Origin of the sequence: Lentzea roselyniae, assembly GCF_039537795.1 — a bacterium.
GTDB lineage: Bacteria > Actinomycetota > Actinomycetes > Mycobacteriales > Pseudonocardiaceae > Lentzea > Lentzea atacamensis.
The window spans coordinates 1-23364 of record NZ_BAABBE010000026.1; the positions used below are offsets into that span (position 1 = coordinate 1).

The following is a 23364-nucleotide window of genomic DNA, read 5'->3' on the forward strand; positions in this document are numbered from 1 at the left end:
GTTCGGACTTGATCTTCGCAAATCCAGTCCTACCAGGACTCCCCGTCCTTCTTCTTCCAGGCCCTGCAACCCGTCGCGACGCACGGCCACGCGCTCCCGCGCACGTCAGGCGTTCAGCGCGAGAATCCCCGTTGGTGAGATCACCTCAGTGATCCGTTAAACCTTGCCGGACTGCCACCAGCTCCACTAGGAAACGCGCATGAGGCGAATCGCAGCTGGTCTGGCAGTGGTGGCAGTGGCCGCCGGACTCATGACGACCGGAACAGCGTCCGCGCAGCCAGAAGCACGGCCCGACTGCGGTTACACCGCGACGCCGGAGGAACCTCCTGCCCGTCCGGTGTCCATGCCGCACGACCCGTGGTTCACCAAGGGCAAGGTCCTCGTGAAGGTCAAGACGAACCAGGGCGACATCCCGCTGCTGCTCGACCGCACCAAGGCGCCGTGCACCGTGCACAGCTTCATCCACCTGGCACATCGTGGCTTCTACAACCAGACCGAGTGCCATCGCCTCACCGCGTACCCGACGCTGAAGGTGCTGCAGTGCGGCGACCCGTCCAACACCGGTGAGGGCGGTCCCGGCTACAAGTACGCCGACGAGCTGCCGACCGACCTCAAGCCCGCGCCGAACGACCCGACCGGCCTGCGCCGCATCTACCCGCGCGGCACGCTCGCCATGGCCAACGCCGGCCCGGACACGAACGGCTCGCAGTTCTTCCTGGTGCAGACCGACAGCATCCTGCGCCCGAACTACGCGGTGTTCGGCCAGATCCTGCCCGAGGGCCTCAAGACGCTGGACAAGATCGCGGCCGGTGGCATCGCGGGGGAGAACCCGCTGGACGGCCGGCCGAACCTCAAGTCCGAGCTGAAGTGGGTGTTCCCGCTGGGTGTCTAGTGGCGTGGCCCGGAACGTTGCCGGGCGAATTCGCGGTCAGACGGGTGCATCGTGGTGCCGCCCCCGCGTCCTCATACTGGATGTACGGGGGCGCGGGGGCGGTGCCGCGAGGTGCCCTGCTGAGCGTGAATCACCCAGCCGACGTTCCGGGTCAAGCCACTAGTGCGCCGCCCAGCCCGACAACGCGCCGTAGAACGCGTCCGAGAGCCGCCGGACCACCTGTTCGTCAGGTAGTCCGGCGGCTTTCGTCAGGTCGATGATCTCCCGCGGGTCGAACAACGCGTTGTGCAGAAACCGCGCCACAGAAAGCAAAGCGTCCGGCAACGCCAGGTCGATCAACACGCCGTGCAGGGCCCGGTCCCACGCCTTGCACGACAGCGTGGTCAGTGCGTCAGCGGACTGCAGCCGTTCCAGAAACCCGCGCCGGGACCAGAACCGCACGATCACCGGGCCGTGCACGTTCTGCAGCTTCACCCAGCGCGCGACCTGGTGTTCGAACAACTCCTTGCCGGTCTTGCGACACCGTTCGCCGTGCTCGATCAACGACGCGATGACATCCTCGTGATAAGCCACCACGAGCGCTTCCACGGACGGGAAGTGGCGATAGGCCGTCGCTTGCGAAAGCGCCGCTTTGCGCGCGATGGACTGCATCGTCGCCGTTTCTGGTTCAGCCCGCAGAACGTGCGTCGCGGCATCCAGCAAACGTTTGCGGTTGCGGCGCGCATCGCTGCGGCTGCTTGTCTCTTCCGGCAGAACGTCCTCCCACCCCACGAACCCGTTGCGGCCTGCAGGATAGGACGAAGGATCATCGGAATGAGGCGATTCCGGTCAACGCGTGGCCGATGGATAGCAGGTGGATGTCCGAAGTGCCCTCGTAGGTGAGAACGGATTCCAGATTGTTGGCGTGACGCAATGGCGAGTACTCCAGCGAGATGCCGTTCGCGCCGAGGATCGTCCGGCTTTCCCTTGCGATCGCGATGGCCGCCTCGACGTTGTTGTACTTGCCGACGCTGATCTGCTCCGGCTTCAGCGTGCCGGCCTCCTTGAGCCTCGCGAGGTGCAGCGCGAGCAGCATCGCGTTGTTGACCTGCACGGACATGCCGACGAGCTTGCGCTGCGTCAGCTGGAACGCGGCGATCGGCTTGTCGAACTGGATGCGCGTGCCCGAGTAGCTGAGCGCCGCCTGCAACGAGTCCCGCGCCGCGCCGACAGCACCGAACACGATTCCGAACCTGGCCTCGTTCAGGCAGGAAAGGGGAGCGCGCAAGGAAGTCGCGAGTGGCAGGCGCGCGCTGTCCGGCAGCCGCACGTCCTCCAGGACCAACTCGGAGGTGACCGATGCTCGCATCGACAACTTGTGCTTGATGTCCTGGGTCGAGAATCCCGGCGTGCCGCGGGGGACGAGGAATCCTCGAACTCCCTCCTCGGTCTGCGCCCACACGGTCGCGACGTCCGCGAGGCCGCCGTTGGTAATCCACATCTTGGTGCCGTTGAGCACCCAGTCCGACCCGTCGCGCACGGCTCGCGTGCGCATTCCGGACGGGTTCGAGCCGAAGTCCGGCTCGGTCAGCCCGAAGCAGCCGATCGCCTCACCCGCGGCCAGCCGCGGCAGCCACTCCTGCTTCTGCTCCTCCGACCCGTACTTCCAGATCGAGAACATCGACAGCGAACCCTGCACCGACACGAAACTCCGGATGCCGCTGTCCACTGCCTCCAGCTCCAGGCACGCGAGGCCGTACGCCAGCGCCGAGGTCCCCGCGCACCCGTACCCCTCGAGGTGCATGCCGAGCACCCCGAGCTTGCCGAGCTCCCGCGCGAGCTCGCGCGGGAGCACGCCTTCCTCGAACCAGGAGGCGATGTGCGGCCGCACGTGATCGGACAGGTACGCCGCGACGGTGGCCTGGATGTCGCGCTCCTCGTCGCTCAGCAACGACGGGATGTCCAGCAACTGCAACGGGTCCTGCACTTCACTGCTCCAGCTTCGGCGGGCGCAGCCGGTAGGTGACCGGCGTGCGCGAGAGGCGGATGGGGTTCGCGACGAGCGTCATGTCGCCGATCGTCGCGGTGGGCTTGAGGTCCAGCGACTCCGCCAGTGCGAACGCGTGCGCGATGTCGTTCACCGGACCACACGGAACACCAAGGGGCGTCAGGGTTTCGAACCAGTGCTGTGCCGGACGCGTCCGCAGCCGCGCCGACAGCGCCTCGAACAGCTCGCCGACGTGCTCGACCCGGTCCGGGTTCGTGAGGAACCGCGAATCCGTGGCCAGCTCCGGCACGTCGAGCACCGAGCACAGCCGGCGGAACTGCCTGTCGTTGCCGACCGCGAGCACGATCGGCTGGTCGATCGTCGGGAACACCTCGTAGGGCGCGATCGAGGGATGCCGGTTGCCCATCGGCTGCGGGATCGAACCGGCCAGCGTGAAGCCCGCGCTCTGGTTCACCATGCTGGACAACAACACCGACAGCAGGTCCAGCTCGACCAGCTGCCCCTGCCCGGTCGCCTCCCGATGCCGCAACGCCGCCAGGATGCCGACGCAGGCGTGCAACCCCGTCAGGACGTCCACCAGCGCCACCCCGGTCTTCACCGGCTCCTGCGGACCGGGCCCGGTCACGCTCATCAACCCGCCCACGGCCTGCACGAGCAGGTCGTAGCCGGGCAGGTCCGCGCCCTTGCCCGAACCGAACCCCGAGATCGAGCAGTAGACGAGGTCGTCACGCCCCAACGACTCGTAGTCCAGCCCGAACTTCTTCATGGTGCCCGGTTTGAAGTTCTCGACCACCACGTCCGCCCGCGCGATGAGCTCGCGCGCCTGCTCCCGGCCTGCCCGCGTCGACAGGTCGATCTGCACGGACGTCTTGTTCCTGTTGACGGACAGGAAGTACGTCGCCTCGCCCTCGAAGTGCGGCGGACCCCACGTGCGGGTCTCGTCGCCACGACCGGGCTGCTCAACCTTGATCACCTCGGCGCCGAGGTCGCCCAGCATCATCGTCGCGTACGGCGCGGCCAGCACGCGGCTGAAGTCCGCGATCACGACACCGTGGAGCGAGCTCATGCGACCCGCCCCCGCAGCTTCATCGCGGTCAGCACGCGTTCCTGCGCCAGCTCGCGCGCGGCCACGTGTGTCGTGGTGCCACGATCCCGGGCTTCCGCGACGATCCGCACCGCGTTCGCCCTCAGCTTCTCCGACACCGCGTCCAGCACGGTCGCGGGGTTCACCGGGAAGGGTGAGTACCGCGCGTCCATCCCGAACGCCGCCGCGACCACGCCGCCCGCGTTCGCGATGAAGTCCGGCACCACCGTGATGCCGCGAGCGGCCAGCACCTCCTGCGCCGCAACGGAAGTCGGCAGGTTCGCGCCCTCGACCACCAGGGTGGTGTCGAGCTCGCCCGCGAGATCCGCGTCGATCACGTCCTGCATCGCGGCCGGCACCAGCACGTCGCACGGCACCCGGAGCTCGGCACCCAGCGCCTGCACCGGCCCGTACTCCTTGACCGCGAGATCACCGGACGAAGCCCGCAGATCCAGCAGCCGCGCCACATCCAGGCCGTCGGGATCGACCAACGCGCCGTGCACCGACGACACGGCGACGACGACAGCGCCGAGTTCGGCGAAGCGTCGGGCTGCCGCGGCACCAACCGCGCCGAAACCCTGAACGGCTACGCGCTTGCCGCGCAGCGAGCCGTTCACCGCCATCAGTTCGTCCGCCACCTCGGCCACGCCGAACCCGGTGACGCCCAGCTCGTCGTACGGAAGACCGCCGAGTTGAGCCGGTGCGCCCATCATAGCGCCGCGGTCCGACAGTTCGTCCTGGACGATCGCGGCGTCCCGTTCGGTGAGGCCCATGTCGAGCCCGAGCACGTACTCGCGCGGCACCTCGTTGGAGAGCTTGCGAGCGAATGCCCGCAGCGCCGCTTCCTTGTCGGGAGAGGAAGGATCGAAGACGATCCCGGCCTTCGCCCCGCCGAAGAACAGGTCGACCCCGGCCCACTTCCACGTCATCACGCGCGCGAGACGGGCGATCTCGGTGACGGTCACGCCGGCGCTCATCCGCGTACCGCCCTTGCCCATGCCGCGTGCGGTGTTGTCGATGACGAGCACACCCTTCATGCCGGTGCGCCGGTCGGACACGCAGACGACCTTCTCTGGGCCCCATTCGTCCATGAGCTGAAGAACGTCCATCAGCATTCCCTCACACGCAGTTGAGTTCGGGCCGCGCCTGGTCGGCGGCGAACCGGGAGGCGTCCAAACTGGACACGTCGACGAAGGGCTCGCGATCCAGCACGAGGTCGCGCACGACCTCGCCCACCGCGGGCCCTTGCAGGAAGCCGTGCCCGGAGAAACCGGTGGCGTAGAAGAACCTGCCGACGGAGCCGATCAACGCGTTGTGGTCGGGCGTCACCTCGTACAGCCCGGCCCACCCGTTGCGCACGCCCACGTCCAGCAGCCGCGGCGCCCGCCGTCCGATCGCCTCGGTGAGGCGCGGCAGCCACGCGTCGGACATGTCCAGCTTGAAGCCCGGCGTCTCGTCCGGGTCGGACATGCCGAACAGGAGGCCGGGGCCCTCGCGGTGGAAGTAGAAGGTGCTGCCGAAGTCGATGGTGAAGGGCGTCACCCGATCGTGTAGCTCCGGCATGGGCTCGGTGAACATGACCTGTCGCCGCAAGGGAGAAACCGGCAGGTCAACGCCCACCATCTCGCCGATCGAACGCGACCAGGCACCCGCCGCGCAGATCAAAGTCCCCGTCGAAACCTCGCCGCGGTCGGTCTGGACGCGAAAAGTGTCGGACCCCGTCCCTACGATCGCTTTCACGGTGGTTCTGGTGTGGAAACGGACACCGAACCGGCGGGCCGCGGTGGCATAGCCGAGGACCACGGACTCAGGAGTGCAGTGTCCGTCGTCCGGCGAGAAGGTCGCCGCGAGCAGGCCGTCCGTTTCGATCAGCGGCGACATCCGCTGAGCTTCCTCGACAGTCAGCATGCGACTGCGTACGCCGAGGGAGTTCTGGAGGTCGACGTTGCGCTCGAACGCCGTGACGTGTTCCCGAGTGGAAAGGAGGAACAGGTAGCCGGCCTGGTGCAGATCGATCTCCTGCCCGGGACGCTGCGGAAAGCGCTGGAACGCTTCGAGTGATCGGGCGCCGAGCCTGATGTTCAGTTCGTCGGAGAACTGGGCGCGCACTCCACCCGCTGCTTTGCAGGTGGAGCCGGAACCCAGCTCATCCCGCTCCACGACAACGACATCCCGGACGCCTGCCTCGGCGAGGTGAAAGGCGATGGATGTGCCCATCACCCCGCCGCCGATGACGACGACCTCGGCCTGACTTGGCAGCTCAGCCGAGCCGGTAGTCAAGGTTCGCCTCGATCGCGAGCGTGTCCATCTGCGCCTTCTGCAGTTTCCCGGAGTAGTCCCAGTTCATGGACTGCCAGCGGGTGAACTGGTCGAGCACCCACACGCCCGACTGCCGGGAGCCGTTGCCGCTCTTGCCGTTGCCGCCGAACGGCAGGTGCGCTTCGGCCCCGGACGTCGAGTTGTTGACGCTCACCATGCCGGCGGAGATGCCGGCTCGGAACCGGAAGGCCTTGTTCGGGTCCGTGGTGTAGATCGAACACGACAGGCCGTAGCCCGGCTTGTTGCCGAGCTCGATCGCCTCGTCCAGGTCCGAGTACTTCATGACGCCGACGATCGGCCCGAACGTCTCCTGGAGGAACAGCTCGTCGTCGGCACGCACACCGGAAACGATTGCGGGGTGGTAGAAGAGACCGTTCTCCCCGGTGAAGCCCTTGCGGGGGTTCGAAGCCGTGATGCGGCCGGTCGGGCCGTGCACCGTGTGGTGCTCGCCGATCCAGCCGAGGTACTTCTCGTACGCCAGGGCGAACTTCTCGTCCAGCAACGGTCCATAGAGGACATCGCCGGTCGGGTCGCCCACGGTGGCGCCGGAGACTGCCTCGGTGAACCGGGACAGGAACTCGGCGTACACCGACTCGTGCACGATCGCCGTGCCGAGCGAGGTGCACCGCTGGCCCGCGGAACCGAAGCCGGCGAACAGCGCGCCCTGCACGGCCAGGTCCAGGTCGGCGTCCTCGGTGACGACCATCGGGTTCTTGCCGCCCAGCTCCAGGCACGGCGTCTGGAGGTGGCGTCCGCAGAGCTCACCGATCCGCACACCGACCTCGCTGGACCCGGTGAACCCGACCTTGTCGACGAGGCCCTGCTGCAGCGCCTGCTCCAGGCCGTCGAACGTCTCCGTCCCCTCGGCGAAGACGATCTCGAACACCCCGCCGGGGATGCCGGCTGCCTGGAACACGTCGTAGAACGCCTGGGCGGACGCGGCGGAGTACTCGGCGGGCTTCCACACGACCGAGTTGCCGCACAGCAGCGCGGGCACGATGTACCAGGACGGCACGGCGACGGGGAAGTTGCCGGCGGTGATGATCGCCGCGACGCCGACCGGGTTGCGGAAGGTGAAGAGCTGCTTGTCCGCCATCTCCGACGGCACGGTGTGCCCGTAGAGGCGCCTGCCCTCGCCGAGGAAGAAGTTGCAGGTGTCCACGATCTCCTGCACCTCGCCGCGTGCCTCCGCGATCGGCTTGCCGATCTCGCGGGTCACCAGCTGGGCGAGCGGCTCGAAGTTCGCCTCGACGAGCCGGCCGATGTTGCCGATGACCTGTCCGCGCACGGGTGCGGGCACGCGAGCCCACGCGCGTTGTGCCGCCTTGGCCCGCTGTGCTGCGTCGACGAAGGTGCGGCTGGTCCCGAGCTCGATCTCGGTGACCACGTCGGAGGTGTTCGACGGGTTCGTGGAGACATAGGGCATGCACCCACCCTGGTAGTTACCCGGTGGTTCCGCCAGGGGTTGCAGAATGAAACCTCGCGAGGTCGAGCATAAGCTGACCTGATGCTCAACCCGGTGCATCTCCGCACGCTCGTCGAGGTCGTGAAGACGGGTTCGTTCGCCGAGGCGGCCCGCCGTCTCGGCTACACGTCGTCGGCCGTGTCACAGCAGATCTCGGCGTTCGAACGCGCTGTCGGCGTGACGCTCTTCGAACGGGAGGCGCACTCGATCAGGCCGGCCAGTGCGGCGCTGCTGATCGCGGACCGGGGTGGTGAGCTGCTGGCCGCGTTCGACGGGTTCGAGCACGAGGTCAAGGCGATGGTGCAGGGTCTGCGCGGGCGCCTGCGCATCGGCACGTTCCCCACGGCGAGCTCGCGGGTCGTGCCCAAGGCTCTGGCGAAGCTGTCGGCCGACCTGCCGGATGCCGAGATCCTTCTGGACGAGGCCGAGCCGGAGGACGTGCTGCCGCTCGTGCTGACCGGCGAACTGGATCTCGCGCTGGTGTACGCCTACGACCTCGTCCCGCGCACGTGGCCGGAAGAACTGACGGTGGTGCCGTTGCTGGAGGAATCACTGCTGGTCATGGTTCCGACCGATCATTCGGCAGCGAAAAACAACGTCAAACTCGAAGATCTCAAAGACGAACGCTGGATCGCGTCGCGCGACGGCACGTCCGGCGCCACGTGTCTCACGCGGCTGTGCGCGGCGTCGGGTTTCGCGCCGAAAATTGCTTTCCGCAGCAACGACTACGAGGTCGTGCAGTCGCTCGTGGCGGCCGGTGTCGGTGTCGCGCTGGTGCCCGCGCTCGGGTACAAAGCGCTACCCGGCACGCACGCGATGCCGTTGCGGCACAAGCCGTTGCGCAGGCACGTGCACGTTGTCCACCGCACGGCGAATACCAACCCGTTGCTGCGTGACGCGGTAAACGCTCTCCGTGAAGTCTGTGAAAACGCTGTGGGCGGCTACATAAATCCGCCATGATAGAGAAATGGGGGAACTCAGCAGCGATGGGGCGCTGGCTGGGATCCGGGAGTGGGGTTCGCCGGATCTTCGTGCGCACATCAGAATTTTGATCGACAGCAACGAACCGGGTGTCGAGGAAATCATCCTCGGCAGTCTCGACGACGCGGGCCCGGCACGCCCGCTGCTCTGCCGCGTCCTTGCGGAACGTGATCCTTTCCGGGACCCGGAATACGCGCTCCGTCATTTCTACGCCGAGACCGACGGCCCGGTCCGCCGTCTGCTCGGGCACGAGGTCTACCGCAGCCCGTGGGTGTGGCTCCACGGGATCACGAGGCTGCGCAAGGCGAATCCGGTCGAACGCATCACGCCCGACGCGACGCACTGGCTGGCGACTCGTCGGCAGATAGCCGTCACCGCGCTCGGTGACACCGCCGACCCGGCTGCCCTGCCGCCGATCATCGGCCGCCTGCGCGACCCGAAGTGGTGGGTTCGCTTCGAGGCCGCGGCAGCGATCCGCCGGCTCGCGAAAGCGGGCGTCCAGGTCGGGTCGGCAGCGGAGGCGTTGGTGGGTTGCCTGCACCACGACCGCCAAGAGGTGATCGAACAGGCGGCTGCCGCACTGGCGCTCCCGGCCTTGCGCGAAGACCTGCTGTACGCGCGGGCAACGTTGATGCCTCTGGCCGGCGCCGTCGTCGACAACGCCCTCGACGGCGTGCTCGCACCGCTGTTGCTGCTCTGGCCGGGCGAAGAGTGATACACAGAGTGTGATTCCCCGCCCACGGAGCTTAAGTTAGCCTGAACGGCCCATTGCTCACATATGTCCGGGTTCGGCATGCTACGGCGCGTCAACGCTGGGGGGCGTGTGGGCGGCGGAAGCTCACGTCTCTCCCCATAAGCCTGGGGGATACACCTGATGACGCGTCGCGATGCGGCGCGATCTTCCCGTGCTCGAAGAGCACGGGGGATCGCGGCTGCCCTCGTAGCATCTCTGACCTTCTCACTGGCGCAGGCACCCGCGTTCGCGGCGCCTCCGCCCAAGTCCACGGCGATCGATCCGACCGCACTCCCGGTGCTCAAGGGCGCCGAGGTCAAGCAACCACCGATCCAGCCCGCCGACCCGAAGGCGGACTTCACGCCGCTGATGGGCACCGGCAAGAGCAGCTTCGACCCGCAGAAGTCCAAAGTGGTCTCCAGCTCGACGTTCGTCGACGAGTACGAGAACCCGGACGGCACGCGGACGATCAAGCAGTCGACCGAGCCGCGCAACGTCAAAGACGCGCTCGGCAACTGGCGCCCGGTGGACACCACCCTCGTCGCCGACACCCCGACCCGCCGCGTGAAGGCGAAGGCGCACCCGCTCAAGCCCACGCTCGGTGGCGCCGCGGACGATCCGTCGCTGGTCACCGTCGAGGTCGACGGCCACAAGGTCACGCTGGCGCCGGAGCAGAAGCCGGCCAAGGACCGCAAGGTCAAGGTGACCGAGAAGATGGCGGAGTACTCCGACGTCACTCCGGACACCGACCTCACCTACGAGGTCACTCCCGGCTCTCTCAAAGAGACGATCAAGCTCAAGAAGGCGCCGTCCACCAACAAGTGGCGGTTCACCCTCAAGACCGGCGCTCTCACCCCGGTGGTGACCGGGCAGCAGACGGTCGAGCTGCGGGACGCGAGCGGTGCCCCGAAGATCGTCATGCCGCCGATCGTCACGTGGGACTCGGCCGGTGACGGTGAGACGAAGCCACCGGCCATGACCGGCGGCACCTACACCGTCGAGAAGTCCGGCAAGGACTGGGTGCTCACCGTCGCGGTGGACGAGGCGTGGCTGAAGGACCCCAAGCGCGTCTACCCGGTCAGCGTCGACCCGACGTTCACCTACGGCGTCGCGTACTCGGAGTCGTACAAGTCCGACGGCTACTGGTGCAGCAACTGCAACGTCCAGTTCGGCAACGTCCAGGACAACGGCGACAAGTACTGGCGTTCCGCGATCCGGTTCAACTACGAGAACCTGTACGGCAAGCGGATCGTCGGTGCGAAGCTGGACCTGGCGAACCAGCGGACACCGGGAAGCCCGGACAAGACCTGGCCGGCGAACCTGTACCACGCGTCTGCCATGGACTTCAACGGTCTCGGTGGGCATCTGGCGAGCGGCTTGGTGGGGCAGGTCGGCACGCTGACCGGCGACAGCCTCGTCAGCTTCCTGCAGCACATCGCCGACATCAAGCACATGGCGACCTTCATGGTCACCGGCCACGAGGCTCCCGGTGTCTGGACGTACAAGTACGCCACGGCGACGCTGACCGTCGACACTGGTTCCGCGCCACCCGCACCGACCCTGGTCGGCCCCGCCGACCACAGCGTGATCACCAACACGACGCCGACCCTCGAGGTCAGCCCCGTCAGCGACCCGGACGGCGAGCAGGTGAGGTACTGCTTTACCGTCGCGACCGGCGCGGACGCGAAGTCCGGTGTCGTGGTGGACTCCGGCTGCCTCGACACTCCGAAGTGGACGATTCCGTCCGGCGTGCTGCAGGACGGTGTCGCCTACACGTGGCAGGCGAAGGCTGTCAGCGGTGCCACGTCGAGGATCCCGAGTGCGGTGTTCCACCTGAAGGTCGATCAGCGCATCGGCAACAGGGGACCGGCTCCGGACGACACCATGGGGCCGATCTCGGTGAACTTGGCCAACGGCAACGTGACCACGTCCATCAAGTCACCGACGTTCAACACGGTCGGTGGCGAAGCGGGTCTGTCGATGACCTACAACTCGCAGCAGCAGGAGCAGAAGGGCCTGCGGGCGTCGTACTTCCCGGACCTGTCGCACAACGGTGAGATCAGCCCGCAGCAGGAGCCGGTCCTCGTGCGCACCGAGCCGCAGGTGAACGTGGACTGGGGTGACACCTCACCGTTCGCGCCCGCGCTGCCGAAGGACTGGTTCGTCGCACGGTGGGAGGGCTACTTCCAGGCACCGGCGACCGGCACCTACCAATTCGCCGGTGTGCACGACGACCGGCTGCGCGTGTGGATCAACGGCAACTCGGTCTACGACCAGGGCTGCTGCAGCGACGTCAACTGGGGTGTCGCGAAGGAGGTGCAGCTCACCGCCGGCCAGCGCGTGCCGATCAAGGTCGAGCTGGCCGAGGTCGGTGGCTGGGCGTACCTGCGCCTGTTCACCCGCACGACCGACGGCACCACCGTGCCCGCGCAGATCATTCCCGCTGACTGGTTGCACTCCTCGGACCTGCCCGCACTGCCGAAGGGCTGGATGCTGAGCGCCGACCTCGACGGCACGGGCTCGACGTTCACGGAGGCGAAGGTCACCGACCAGAACGTCGTGCTGACCGACGCGTCCGGTGCCAAGCACACCTGGACGAAGAAGTCGACCGGTGGCTACACCCCGCCGGACGGCGAGGTGGGCACCCTGGCGATGGACACGGCAGGGCGCATCACGCTGACCTACGGCACCGACGTGTACGTGTTCAACTCGGCGGGCAAGCTGGAGTCGCAGTCGAGCGCCGTCGACACCCGCAAGCCAGCCGCGTTGCAGTACATCTACGACGGCTCGCCGTCGCGGTTGAAGGAGATCAAGGACCCGGTCTCGGGTCGTTCGCACAAGCTGTACTACAACCGGCCGGGTGACGACTGCTACGCGGGCGCCACGCCTCCGCCGGACGCGGAACGCCTGCCGCCGTCGCAGATGCTCTGCCGCATCGTCTACTGGGACGGCACCCAGACGAAGCTGTTCTACTACCGCGGACATCTCGTTGCGGTGGAGGACCCGGGTCGTGAGATGACCCAGTTCAGCTTCACGTCCAACGGCCTGCTCGACGGCATGCGGGACAGCCGCGCCGCCGACTGGGTCTCGCAGGACCACGCGAACCGGAACACCGACGCGGCGAACTACATCGTTCACTACTACGACCACACGGCGACCAAGCCAGTGGCCCGGACGATCTACCAGCCGTACACGACGCATGGCGAGGAACGCGGCTACCACTCGTACCGGTACGACGCCGCCGCAAAGACGTCGTTCGTGGACATCGCGGGGATCAACCCGGTCATCGGGTTCTCGCGCAAGGTGGTCTACGACGACGCCTTCCGGTTGTTGTCCAGCACGGACGCCACCGGCAAGACGACGTCGCAGACGTGGAGCGTCAAGGATCAGCTGCTGACCTCGACGGACGCCGCCGGACGGGTGTCGACCACGTTGTACGACGCGCAGGACCGCCCGACCGACAACTTCGGTCCGGGTCCGGCGTCGTGCTTCAACGGCCAGGAGCTCAAGGCGGAGTGCGCCGCCACCGTTCCGCACTCGAAGACCGCCTTCGACGAGGGACTCAACGGTCTGGCGGTGTCGTTCTACGACAACAAGGACATGGTCGGGACACCGAAGGTGTTCCAGACCGGCCTGGCCGCTGACGGAACGTTCGCCCGCAACTGGGGCGAAGCCGTGCCGGTCACGGGCATCCCTGCGGACGGCTTCTCGCTGCGGGCGACCGGCGACATCGTGTTCCCCGAGGCGGGCAACTACAAGCTCCGCGTCGTGGCCGACGACGGTGTCCGCGTGTGGGTCGACGATGCGATCGTCATCGACGACTGGATCGACACTGGTGCCAAGTGGCGGGAGGCGACGGTCAACAGCCCGTCGGCCGGCGCTGCCAAGAAGATCCGCGTTGAGTACTACGACCTCGGATCTCTCGCGCAACTCGAACTGCACTGGACCACGCCAGGCGGTACCCAGCAGGTCGTGCCCGCGGCGGGGATGAAGCCGAAGTACGGCCACACCACGTCCACCACCAAGGGAGAGTCCCTCGGTCTGCAGCCGCAGGTCTCGTCCAGCAAGTTCGGCGAGAACGGGCTCGACGCCGCCTACGGTCTGGTCACCACCACGACTCAGAAGGGTCAGTCGGTCAAGACCACGTACGAGGCCGTGGGCACCGGTTACCTCCGCAAGATCGCTGAGACCTCGCCCACGGGCGCTCAGACGACCTTCGTCTACTACGGCGACCGGGAGACGCGGGACAACCCCTGCACCCCCGAGGTGGAGGCGATCAACCAGGGTGGGCTCGCCAAGCTCACCAAGTCTCCCGCTCCGGCGACCGGTGCGGCGCGTGAGGACGAGCAGATCTTCGACGCGTCGGGTCGCGTGGTGGCTCAGGGCACCGCAGGCAAGTGGACGTGCACCACGTACGACGAATGCGACCGGGTCGTCCAGGTCAAGCACCCCGCGAGCGCCGCAGCGGGCGAGCGTGTCGTGACCACGAACCACGCGGTGAACGGCGATCCGCTCGTGTCGAGCGTGACGGACCACAACGGCACCGTCACCACCAAGGTCGACATGATCGGTCGCACGGTCGAGTACACCGACGTCCACGGCGTTCGCACGGAGAGCAAGTACGACCGTGCGGGCCGCTTGGCGTCGCAGAAGGTCAACCTGCCGCTCAACCCGGCGCAGACCGTCGTCAACACCTACGACGACGCGGACAGGCTCCTGACCGTGTCGCTCGACGGCTCCCTGCTGGCCACGTCGACCTACGACGCGGCGGGTGATCTGAAGTCGGTGGCCTACGCCAACGGTGCCTCGTTGGCCGCGATCGGCAAGGACGGTCCTGGTCAGATCACGTCGCTCACATGGAAGACCAAACAGGGCGCCGAGATTCCGACGACCGTGACGCGCACCCGTGCGGGCACGATCGTCGACGAGACGCTCAACGGCTACGACGCCGGACCCGGCGGCCACAACTACATCTACGACACGGCTGGAAGGCTCACCAAGGCGGTGGTCAACGGGCACAAATACACCTACGACTTCACGTCCGCGGTGGAAGGGTGTCCCGCCGGTTCGGTCGGCAACGCCGGTCTGAACACCAACCGTGTCAAGCTGATCGACGAGACGGCCGCCGGTACGCAGACGACGAACTACTGCTACGACGGCGCTGACCGGCTGCTGGCCACCACCGGTGCGAACGCGGTGTCCGGCATCAAGTACGACGACAGCGGCAACACGACCGAGTACACGACCAACGGTTCCACCACGCACCTGTCGTGGGACACGGCGGGCCGCAACATCAGCGCTCGTTCGGTCGGCGCGGACCCCGCCGCCGTCGCGTACCAGCGCGACGCCGGCGATCGGATCGTGCGCCGCGGCGTGGAACAGGGCGATGACCAGAAGGTCGTGCTGTACGCCCACACCGCGGACGGTGACACCGCAGACCTCGTGCTCGGTGAGGACAAGAAGCTGTTGACCCGCTCGATCACGCTGGCCGGTGGCGTACTGCTGACGATCAGCGGTGACAGCCGCACGTACGACCACCCGTCGGTGCGCGGCGACATCATCCTCACCACGGACGGTGCGGGCGGCCAGGTCGGCCAGCTGCGGCACTACACGCCGTTCGGTGAGCCGATCTCCAGTGACGGCAAGGTCGACACGGATGCCGTGCCGGACAACCAGCCCGGTCAGATGGACTACGGCTGGCTGGGACAGCACCAGCGTCCCTACGAACACGCCGGAGCGTTGTCGCTCGTGCAGATGGGTGCCCGTCCGTACAGCCCGCTGCTCGGCCGGTTCCTGTCCGTCGACCCGGTCGAGGGCGGGTCCGCCAACGACTACGACTACGTCAACGGCGACCCGGTCAACGCCAACGACCTCGACGGCAGGTGTCCGCCGTGTCTCTTCCTCGCCGTGGCAGGGCTTCGCATCGGCCTGCCCATCCTCGCCCGCTTCGCTGTCCGGCAGGGCGTGAAGTGGGGAGTCAAGTGGGCTCCCCGGATCTGGGGCGGCATGAAGTGGACCGGTCGCAAGGTCGTCGCGGCCGGCAGCTGGATCCGGACCACGGCACCGAAGGTGGTGACCCGGGCCAAAGGCGTCTTCAAGAGCGGAAAGGAACGCTTCCAGGCCAGCAAGGCGGGGAGGCTGTACAACAACATCAAGTACCACCCGCGCGTGCAGAGATGTAAAGCGAACATGACACTGATCAAGGAACGCACGCTGGGGACCGTCAACTCCCCTTATGTCAGGATGGCCATATCGGGCATCGGATGTGCGATGGGGTTCTTCGGACGATGATCGGCCAGGAATAGGCAGACCGGGCGGGGCGCTGTGAGGTGTCCCGCCCGGTCGTTTCGGCATGTTGTGGAGTGGTGGGACCTGATGAACATCGATGCCGCTCTTTCCGAAGTGCTGGTGCAGAGTTCACCGGACCTCGGAAAGAGCATCCGTGCTCTGGTCGAGTCCGACGACATGAGTGTCGACGCCCGGATCGAGGCTCTGCTGGAGGCTCACAGCCGGTCGATGGGTTTGGCTTCGGTCCTGTGCCGCATCCTCGCGGAGCGTCGCCCGGATCGCGATCCGTCGTACGTGCTGGAGTTCTTCGGCAAGGGGCGCAAAGGGGATTCCGCGGACTGGGCGATCCGAGGTAATCCCTATCGGAGCTCGGTGCTGTGCGCCTACGGAATTCCCCGGCTCAGGCAGCTGAAACCGGTTGAACACCTGGCCCGCGACGTGAAGCACCTGTGGTCGCACCGTCGGGGCGTAGCGGTGGCCGGGCTCGGTGACACGGCCGATCCGGCGGCCGCGCAGCTGGTCGCCACCAGGCTGACGGACCGGAATCCGAAGATTCGCGTGGCGGCAGCTGCGGCGGTCCGACGGCTGGCCAGGGACGGCGCTCTGGCTCGTGAGGCAGAGGACCTGGTCGGTGATGGACTCGTTCGGTGCTTGTCGCACGGGGATGAAGCGGTGGTGCGCAATGCCGCCGCGGCCCTGTCCGTGCCGGCGTTGCGCGAGCGCCTGGTCCACACGCGACGGAAGGGCGGTCTTTCTCCGGCAGCTGAAGCTGCGGTCGACGACGCGCTGGCAGGCGCGGTCGTCGCGCTGACTCCGCTGTGGCCGGGTGAGGTCGCCTGCTGAGCTTGGCGGGGCCTGCCGAGGATGACGGTGCTGCGACTGCTCGTCCTCGCGGCCTTCATGATCGGCTGCGTGCAGGCGTACGACGCGCTACCAGCGCCGGAACGCTCGGTGATGGTGGTCGTTGCGGTGTTCGGCGGACAGCTGCTGTGGCAGGGCTCGGGGCGCAAGGACCGGCCGGTCGAGCAGAAGCCCGTTGACAGCGCTGCGGCCGAGGAATTTGCCGTGGAATGCGGGGTCGGGCGCGTCCGTCTGTGGGTCCGGCTGATCGCCCCGGCCGTGCCACTGACGGGCTGCCGTTCGCGTTCCAGCCACAGTTGCTCGACCCGGAGTGGGCCGACGGTCGGCCCGTGGTGGAGCTGACCGTGGTGATGTTCCTCTACCTGGCCCTCGCGGTTCGTGGCGTGGGCGGCGTTCCGGTCCCGGCTCGACCTCGACGGCAACTGGACGCGTCACCAACCCGTGGCAGAGCCGGATGTTCTTGCGTTCGGCGGTGACGAGCGCACGGCAGGGCTCGTACGGCACGGGGTTCGTGCTCGACGACGGCAGCGTGGTCGTGGTGTTCGCGCTGCAGTGCGTGGGTTCGCCCGACTCCGATCCGCCGCCTCGGTGGGTCGTGGCCGCCAGGGACATCACCGGGCGGTACCCGGTGCGGATCTAGGCGTCATTCGCCGGTCTGACCGTCCGCCAGCTCGCGGAGCAGATCCAGATGGCCCACGTGGCGCGCGGTTTCCTGCGCCACGTGGGCCAGGATCCACCGCACGGTGCGTTCGCCGTCTGCGGCGTTGTCGTCGGGCCGGCGCTGCTTGAGGGCCTCGGCGTTGGCCCATTCCTCTTGGTAGGCCTGGATGAGCGATTCCGGGGTGTCGTCGTCGGTGAGGTCCCAGGACGGGTCCGGGGTGCCCTCCCACAACGACGGCAGGTCCAGACCTGCGCCCGCGATGCACAGCCAGTAGCGCTCGACGGCCACGAGATGCTTGAGCACGCCCAGCGCGGTCAGCTTCTCAGAGGTGGCGATCGGGGCGGCCACGGCCTGGTCGCGGGTGAGGCCCTCGACCTTCAGCACGGCGGTCTTGCGCAGGAAGTCCAGGAACTCCCAGGCGAGTGCGCCTTCGTCCGCCGCGAGCTTTGAGGGCCAGGTACGGGTCACCGGACGAGTTTGTCAGCCTTCGTGGCCTCCAGGAACGCCGACCACGCGGACGTTCCGATCGCGAGGTGGGTGACAGGGGCCTTGCTGTCCCTGATGCCGACGCCGCGACCAACCTCGACGCACTCCGAGCTGTTGCCGCTGTAGCTGCTCTTTCGCCACTCGGTCATCTGAGACTCCTCACGAGGCGATAGAGGTGATCAACTCCCGGGATTGTTCCACATCCAACGCGGTCCGATCGAGTGACGCCAAGATGTTCAGGTAGGCCTTCGCTGATTCCTTGTCGTCGAGGAAGACGCCGTGGTTCTCGGCATCGACGTAGACGATCGGCTCCAGCTTCGCGAACTTCATGAACGTGAAGACCCCTGCCAATCCGGCATGGACACCGGCGCTCACGGGCACGACCCGGTTCGTGATGTAGGTGCGGTTGCTCATGTGGTTGAGGTGGTGGAGCTGATCCGACATCAGCTCGCCATCTCCGGCGGGGAGACGCAGCGCGTACTCGTGAATGTAGAAGGTCATCGGGCAGCGTCGTTGGAACAGCTGTTGCTGTCGTGCCGTGCGTGCCGCCACGCGCTTGTCGATCTCCTTGTTCGGCACGTTGGGAGCGCCGAGGAACAGCGCGCGCATGTAATCCGGAAGCTGGAGCACCGCGGGGACGACGTTCATGCACCAGTAGGTGATCTCGGTGGCCGTTGCTTCGTGTTAGTGGAGCGTGCGCAGTTCGACGGGCATCTTCTCGCCGTGGACCTGGAGCCAGCCGGGCTGGCTGGTCTCGCGGTACAGGGCGACCAGGTGCTCGGTTTCGTCCAGCGGTGTGCGGCACAGGCCGAGCAGACGGTGGAGGTCGCCCTCGGTCACGCCGCCCTTGCCGTTGAGCATGTCGGACAGCTTGGCCGGATCCCAGCCGGCGAGTTCTGCGGCGGCGCGTCCGGTGAGGCCTGCTTTGCGCAGGGCTTCGCGCACGCCCGCGCCGAACTCCCGTCCGCGCACCGTGGAGTCTCTCTTTGGCATGAAAGAAAGCTAGGGCCAAACGTTGGCCGATTCCAACAGGTTCGGCCATATTCAGCCGAAGAGGGGTCGGTGTTGGAAGTGCTCCAATGTCCTATGTGGTCAGTAGTAGTGGCGCAGCTTTGGCCAGAAGGCGTCCCATGGTTCTGATGGTGCGTTGCACACCCATATGACCGTGCCGTCTTCTTCGTTCTCGACGACGTTGTGGTGCTGGGCAACGCGCTTGCAGCCCGTGAGCGGAGGGTCGTTGAATCCGACCAGCATCACCTTGTTGATGTTGGGGTATCTGGGCGGTCCCCAGTCGTAGAAGGACATGTGCCCGGAATACGCATGAACCTGGGTGTAGGCCTCTATCGCGCCGGCCTGGCCGTAGTTGCGGGTGATCACGACCGGACGATCATTCTCGAAGAACGCGTCCTGGACGGTGATGGCGAACTCGCGCCAGCCGACCTGCTCGCCCTGTTCCGGGTTGACGGCGAGGACCGGGCCGAGTGCACCGGGCGGCAGGACCGGCAGGGAACCGATCACGGCGGGCACGACGCTCAGCGTCACGAGCACGCCGCCGATCACCTTGCGGCGCAGCAACCACTCCTGCGCCTGGCGTGCGCCTGCCGCCATGAGCACCAACAACAACGGCACCGCGTAGTACGGCTTGCCGCCCGTGATGAGGCACAGCACGCACAGGATCGGGTAGGCCAGGGCGAGCGACCGGAAAGTCCTGTCACGCCACAGGTTCCGGAACCCGACCACCCACACCGGCACGAGGAACGGGGACAGCATCAGCAGCTGCATGGGGACGAACATGATGCGGTTCTCGGCGCCGTCGTCCTCGCTGATGCCGCGTGCGACCGTGAGCAACGGGAAGTCGTGCAACGCCTGCCACACCACGACCGGGGCGGCGATCACCGCGCACACCGCCAGTCCGGCGGCCAGCCACCAGGTGCGGAGGACGTCGCGAGGTCCGGCCGCGAGCAGCGCGATCGCCAGCGCGGCCAGCAGCAGGAGCACGAGCCACTTGTTGGCCAGGCCGACGCCTGCGGTCGCGCCGAGTGCCAGCCACCAGCGTCCGTCCTTCGTCTTCAGCAGCCTGATCGCGAAGTAACCGAGGAGCACCCAGATCAACAGGTCGACGGTGGCCGTGGACAGCATGTGGCTCACCGCGAGCACGAACGTCGACGTCGCCGACGCGGCGGCCGCGAAGACCGCGCCACCGCCCAGTTCCTTCGCGATCAGTGCGACCACCACCGTGATGGCGAGCGCGAGCAGTGTGGCGATCACGCGCAGCCCGACCGGCGTCTCGCCGAACACCTCGGTGGCGGCGCGAGCGAGGATCGGTGTGATCGGCGGCTGGTCCACATAGCCCCAGTCCGGCCGCTTGCCCGCCGCGATGAAGTACAGCTCGTCCCGGTGGAAGCCGTACCGTCCCGACAACGCGGTCAGCACCACTGCCTGCACAGCGAGCACGATCCCCAGCCCACGTCTCATGGCTGGACGCTACCGAGCGGGCAGCTGATCAAGTGGCCTTTTTGCGGTACCAGCGGGGAGAAGTGTTGATCGGGGGCCGCAGGCCGGCGTTGACCACGATCATGGTGGGACCCGCGGCGGCGGCCAGCTCCTCCCGCAAGCCGTCGAAGCCGTCGAGCGTGACCGCGGGAATCCCGAAGCTCTCCGCGAGCTTCGCGAAGTCGGGTCTGGTCAGTTCCACCCCGCTGATGGCGTGGCCGGCGATCTGCTGGTCGTACCGGAGCATCCCGTAGCCACCGTCGTCGACGAGCACGATCGTGAGCGGCAGGTTCTCCTGCTTCAACGTCGCGAGATCCCCGCACGCGAACAGGAATCCGCCGTCACCGACCACCGCGATCGTGCGCTGCCCGACGGCCGCGCCGATCGCCGCGGGGAAACCGAACCCGAGCGTGCCCCAGCCGACCGGGTAGGCCAGCCCGCGCGGCCTGGTGACGTGGTGGAAGCCGCCGATCCAGTAACCGGGGATGCACATGTCCGCGACGATCGTGGCCGTCTCGCCTTCGAGCGCCCGCAACAGCTTCGCGGCTTCGGGAGAGTCGGTTTCCACCAACGTGCGCACTTCGGCGTTGACGGCATCGACGTCGACGACGGCTTCTTTGCCGGCCACTGCGGCCGCCAGTGCCGCGGTGACCGCGGCCGCGTCGCCTTCGACCGTGACGTCCGCCGGGTAGTTCTTGTTCGCCTCCGCCTTGTCGATGTTGATCGCGACGAGGTTGCGCGGCTTTGGCTGCAACCAGTTCTGCGTCATCATGCCGTCGAAGTCCGTGCCGATCGCGATCACGAGATCGGCCTCGTCCCACAACCTCCCGACGGGCGGCGCGTGCACCGGCCCCCGCACGACCCAACGGCTGTCGGTCAGCCCACGCGCGCCGTATGTGGTGATGATCGGCGCCTGCAACTTCGCCGCCAGCGCTGCGATCGCGGTCCCGGCGCCGGACCACGCGGCGCCGCCACCGGCCCAGATCAGCGGCCGCCGCGCCCCGGCGATCAGCTCCGCGGCCTCCGCGAGGTCCGGGACGAGGTCGGCCTGCTCGGTCTTCACCGGCGTGTGGTGCGGCACCTCGGCGGACAGGAAATCCGTTGGCACGCCGAGATAAACGGGTCCGTGCGGGCTTTGCAGTGCCTGCTGGACCGCCTTGTCGGTGCACGCGCCCAGCTCCTGCGCGGCGGGCACGTCGAACGCGGCCTTGGTGACCGGCCCGAACATCGCCTTCTGGTCCCGGGTCTCGTGCAGCACGCCCCGGTGGACCCCCGGCTGCCGGAGCGTGGACGGGATGTCCGTGGCGATCACCAGCACCGGACTGCCCGACGACCACGCCTCGCCGGTGGCGCCGAGCGTGTTGGCGGCACCCGGACCGGTCGTCACGACCGCCACGCCGAGCTTGCCCGTGGACCTTGCGTAGCCGTCCGCCGCGTAGACCGCCGTCTGCTCGTGCCGCACCCCGATCATGCGGATGCCGGGAAACCGCCGCAGCGCCTCCCAGATGGCGAGGTTGTGCACGCCGGGCAGGCCGAACACGACCTCGACGTCGTGCGCGGCCAGCACTTCCAGCAGACTCTCGGCACCCCTTGGCATGCACTCGACGCTAAGGCGCGCTTACGGCTGGGGCAACGGCCGTGCAGCAGGTCTGGTGCTCAGCCTCACGCACGGCACGGCTCGTGTGAACGTTCCGGTACTCGCGGGGGGATCGGCTCCGCGAAAGTGTTGGATCGAGCCGTGCGGAATCGAGCAAGCGGAATCCGGACCGGTGTGACGGTGCCCTCGGAATTGGCACCTGCCGCCGCGTCATTTCACCCTCTGGGGTGAATTGGTTGCTCGGGTCGGCCCATGAGCGCAGATCTGTTCAGCTGAGTGCGCCGGTCCCCGCCCGCCCCGTGTGGCTAGGCGAATTCCACCTCGGGTAGCACCGCGGCCAGCTGCGACGTCGCAGGTGGTGCGGGGGCGGAAATAGCGGAATGAAATGCGCGTGTTAAGGCGGGGTTGCGGCCCTTGTTTCGGTGAACTTCACAGCTGTGCGAATTGGGCGGGGTGATTGAAGGGTGAACCATGTTCAGGGAGTGGCCCCTTGTGCCACGATGTGCGCGACCGCACGACCTGGGGGTGGGAGATGCTGTACTTCGGTGGGCTGTTCGGAGTGGTGACGTTGCTGCTGACGATCTTCGCCGTCGTGGATGTCATCACGACCGACGAAGGCTCGGTTCGCAATCTGCCGAAGATGCTCTGGCTTCTCCTGGTCCTGCTGTTCCCGTTGGTGGGCTCGATCGCATGGCTCGTGGCGGGCCGTCCGGTGGTGGGGACCGGACGCGCGCGCTTCGGTGCGTACGAGCGCGATGCTTCTGCTTTTCCCGAGTACAACCGGCCGGGGCGGTTCGCGGCCACCGATGCTGACGACGACGAGGAGTTCCTGCGCCGCTGCCGTGAGCGCGCGGAGGAACAACGACGCAAGGGACGCGAGAACCAGTGAGGAAAGTCCTGCTGTTCTTAGTTGTTCTGCTCGCCGGTTGCGGCGGCAACGCGCAGATGGCGGCCCCACCCACAGCACCTCAAACGTCCACTTCGGACAAACTGGCGCCCGGTGAGTTCCAGGCGCTCTGGTGGACCTGGGCTTCCCAGCCCTCCAACAGCAACCCCGTGTCCGACACCTCCGGGCGGTTCTGCATGCGCGACCAGCCCGTCGAGGTCTGGCTGCTCGCCGGGTCGCTCGGCGGGGGCCCCGCCGAGCGGCAGTGCCGGGTGCCGGCCGACAAACCGCTGCTCGCGCCGGTCGTGAACCTCGCGAGCGATGTCGCCGAGTGCGAGCGGTTCATGAAGAACGCCCAGGGCGAGGTGCTGATGGACGGCTCCACGCAGGCGTTGACGAGGGTGTCCGCCACCCCGTTCACCTACGAGGCGCGCGCGGGCAACCCGTTCGGCACCCAGGCGGGCCGGATCAACTCGGTCGGCTGCGGCCTGTACGCGTGGATCAACCCGCCCGCGTCGGGCGAGCACGAGCTGATCATCCGCGGTTCGGCCGGCGGCAAAGAGGTGGACGTCAAGTACAAGCTGATCGTGGGTGCTGACTAGAAAACCGCGTGCGTTGGTCCGGTAACGTG

Annotated in this window: 20 protein-coding genes and 1 pseudogene; 9 read left to right on the top strand and 12 right to left on the bottom strand. The window is 67.3% G+C overall.

The window, feature by feature from the left end; translation table 11 throughout:
- The first annotated feature begins 199 nt into the window (after positions 1 to 199).
- Complete coding sequence (locus ABFX45_RS34375) at positions 200 to 892, top strand: peptidylprolyl isomerase (protein ID WP_112230331.1); 693 nt, start codon at positions 200 to 202, stop codon at positions 890 to 892.
- 159 nt (positions 893 to 1051) lie between these two features.
- Here the strand turns inward: ABFX45_RS34375 and ABFX45_RS34380 are convergent, their stop codons facing one another.
- The 6 genes from ABFX45_RS34380 to ABFX45_RS34405 are packed head-to-tail and all read right to left on the bottom strand — an operon-like array spanning position 1052 to position 7708.
- Positions 1052 to 1663: a TetR/AcrR family transcriptional regulator gene (locus ABFX45_RS34380; protein WP_346134588.1), complete on the bottom strand. Its 612-nt coding sequence runs from the start codon at positions 1661 to 1663 to the stop codon at positions 1052 to 1054.
- Between the two features lie 34 nt (positions 1664 to 1697).
- Entirely contained in the window at positions 1698 to 2858 is a 1161-nt protein-coding gene (locus ABFX45_RS34385; protein WP_346134590.1) for an acyl-CoA dehydrogenase family protein, read from the bottom strand.
- A 1-nt stretch (position 2859) separates the two neighbouring features.
- Positions 2860 to 3945: a CaiB/BaiF CoA transferase family protein gene (locus ABFX45_RS34390; protein WP_346134592.1), complete on the bottom strand. Its 1086-nt coding sequence runs from the start codon at positions 3943 to 3945 to the stop codon at positions 2860 to 2862.
- Positions 3942 to 5072 (bottom strand): Glu/Leu/Phe/Val family dehydrogenase, encoded by a 1131-nt coding sequence (locus ABFX45_RS34395; protein WP_346134594.1) that lies wholly within the window; start codon positions 5070 to 5072, stop codon positions 3942 to 3944. The genes ABFX45_RS34390 and ABFX45_RS34395 overlap by 4 nt, the downstream gene beginning before the upstream one ends.
- 10 nt (positions 5073 to 5082) lie before the next feature.
- A complete protein-coding gene (locus ABFX45_RS34400) occupies positions 5083 to 6180 on the bottom strand; it encodes an NAD(P)/FAD-dependent oxidoreductase (RefSeq protein WP_428834270.1) in 1098 nt (365 codons plus the stop codon).
- Between the two features lie 43 nt (positions 6181 to 6223).
- On the bottom strand, positions 6224 to 7708 hold the full coding sequence (locus tag ABFX45_RS34405; RefSeq protein ID WP_109641054.1) for an aldehyde dehydrogenase family protein: 1485 nt from the start codon (positions 7706 to 7708) through the stop codon (positions 6224 to 6226).
- An 81-nt stretch (positions 7709 to 7789) separates the two neighbouring features.
- Between ABFX45_RS34405 and ABFX45_RS34410 the strand changes: the two genes are divergently transcribed.
- The 6 genes from ABFX45_RS34410 (at position 7790) to ABFX45_RS34435 (ending at position 17250) form a co-directional block, all read left to right on the top strand.
- Positions 7790 to 8707, top strand: coding sequence for a LysR family transcriptional regulator (locus ABFX45_RS34410; RefSeq protein ID WP_346134598.1), 918 nt, complete (start codon positions 7790 to 7792; stop codon positions 8705 to 8707).
- Positions 8708 to 8714: 7 nt separating this feature from the next.
- Positions 8715 to 9443: a HEAT repeat domain-containing protein gene (locus tag ABFX45_RS34415; protein WP_346134600.1), complete on the top strand. Its 729-nt coding sequence runs from the start codon at positions 8715 to 8717 to the stop codon at positions 9441 to 9443.
- 159 nt (positions 9444 to 9602) lie between these two features.
- Positions 9603 to 15752 carry a PA14 domain-containing protein gene (locus ABFX45_RS34420; protein ID WP_346134602.1) on the top strand — a complete coding sequence of 2050 codons (6150 nt, stop codon included), beginning with the start codon at positions 9603 to 9605 and terminating at the stop codon, positions 15750 to 15752.
- 84 nt (positions 15753 to 15836) lie between these two features.
- Positions 15837 to 16592, top strand: coding sequence for a hypothetical protein (locus ABFX45_RS34425; RefSeq protein WP_146231825.1), 756 nt, complete (start codon positions 15837 to 15839; stop codon positions 16590 to 16592).
- 27 nt (positions 16593 to 16619) lie between these two features.
- Positions 16620 to 16952 (top strand): hypothetical protein, encoded by a 333-nt coding sequence (locus ABFX45_RS34430; RefSeq protein WP_346134604.1) that lies wholly within the window; start codon positions 16620 to 16622, stop codon positions 16950 to 16952.
- A gap of 112 nt (positions 16953 to 17064) precedes the next feature.
- A complete protein-coding gene (locus tag ABFX45_RS34435) occupies positions 17065 to 17250 on the top strand; it encodes a hypothetical protein (RefSeq protein ID WP_346134606.1) in 186 nt (61 codons plus the stop codon).
- Between the two features lie 3 nt (positions 17251 to 17253).
- Here ABFX45_RS34435 and ABFX45_RS34440 read toward each other — a convergent pair whose 3' ends face one another.
- The 6 genes and pseudogenes from ABFX45_RS34440 to ABFX45_RS34465 form a co-directional block, all read right to left on the bottom strand.
- A complete protein-coding gene (locus tag ABFX45_RS34440) occupies positions 17254 to 17739 on the bottom strand; it encodes a DinB family protein (protein ID WP_346134608.1) in 486 nt (161 codons plus the stop codon).
- On the bottom strand, positions 17736 to 17906 hold the full coding sequence (locus ABFX45_RS34445) for a DUF397 domain-containing protein (RefSeq protein WP_109641048.1): 171 nt from the start codon (positions 17904 to 17906) through the stop codon (positions 17736 to 17738). The genes ABFX45_RS34440 and ABFX45_RS34445 overlap by 4 nt, the downstream gene beginning before the upstream one ends.
- A 10-nt stretch (positions 17907 to 17916) precedes the next feature.
- A pseudogene (locus ABFX45_RS34450) lies at positions 17917 to 18429 on the bottom strand (DUF5753 domain-containing protein); the annotation flags it as partial.
- A gap of 12 nt (positions 18430 to 18441) precedes the next feature.
- Positions 18442 to 18750 carry a helix-turn-helix domain-containing protein gene (locus ABFX45_RS34455; protein WP_346134612.1) on the bottom strand — a complete coding sequence of 103 codons (309 nt, stop codon included), beginning with the start codon at positions 18748 to 18750 and terminating at the stop codon, positions 18442 to 18444.
- Positions 18751 to 18849: 99 nt separating this feature from the next.
- Complete coding sequence (locus tag ABFX45_RS34460; RefSeq protein ID WP_346134614.1) at positions 18850 to 20232, bottom strand: ArnT family glycosyltransferase; 1383 nt, start codon at positions 20230 to 20232, stop codon at positions 18850 to 18852.
- 28 nt (positions 20233 to 20260) lie between these two features.
- A complete protein-coding gene (locus ABFX45_RS34465) occupies positions 20261 to 21847 on the bottom strand; it encodes a thiamine pyrophosphate-binding protein (RefSeq protein WP_346134616.1) in 1587 nt (528 codons plus the stop codon).
- Positions 21848 to 22379: 532 nt separating this feature from the next.
- Here ABFX45_RS34465 and ABFX45_RS34470 point away from each other — a divergent pair.
- Both ABFX45_RS34470 and ABFX45_RS34475 read left to right on the top strand, forming a co-directional pair.
- Positions 22380 to 22736 (top strand): PLDc N-terminal domain-containing protein, encoded by a 357-nt coding sequence (locus ABFX45_RS34470; protein WP_109641082.1) that lies wholly within the window; start codon positions 22380 to 22382, stop codon positions 22734 to 22736.
- Entirely contained in the window at positions 22733 to 23335 is a 603-nt protein-coding gene (locus ABFX45_RS34475; RefSeq protein WP_109641044.1) for a signal protein, read from the top strand. The genes ABFX45_RS34470 and ABFX45_RS34475 overlap by 4 nt, the downstream gene beginning before the upstream one ends.
- The last annotated feature ends 29 nt before the right edge of the window (positions 23336 to 23364 follow it).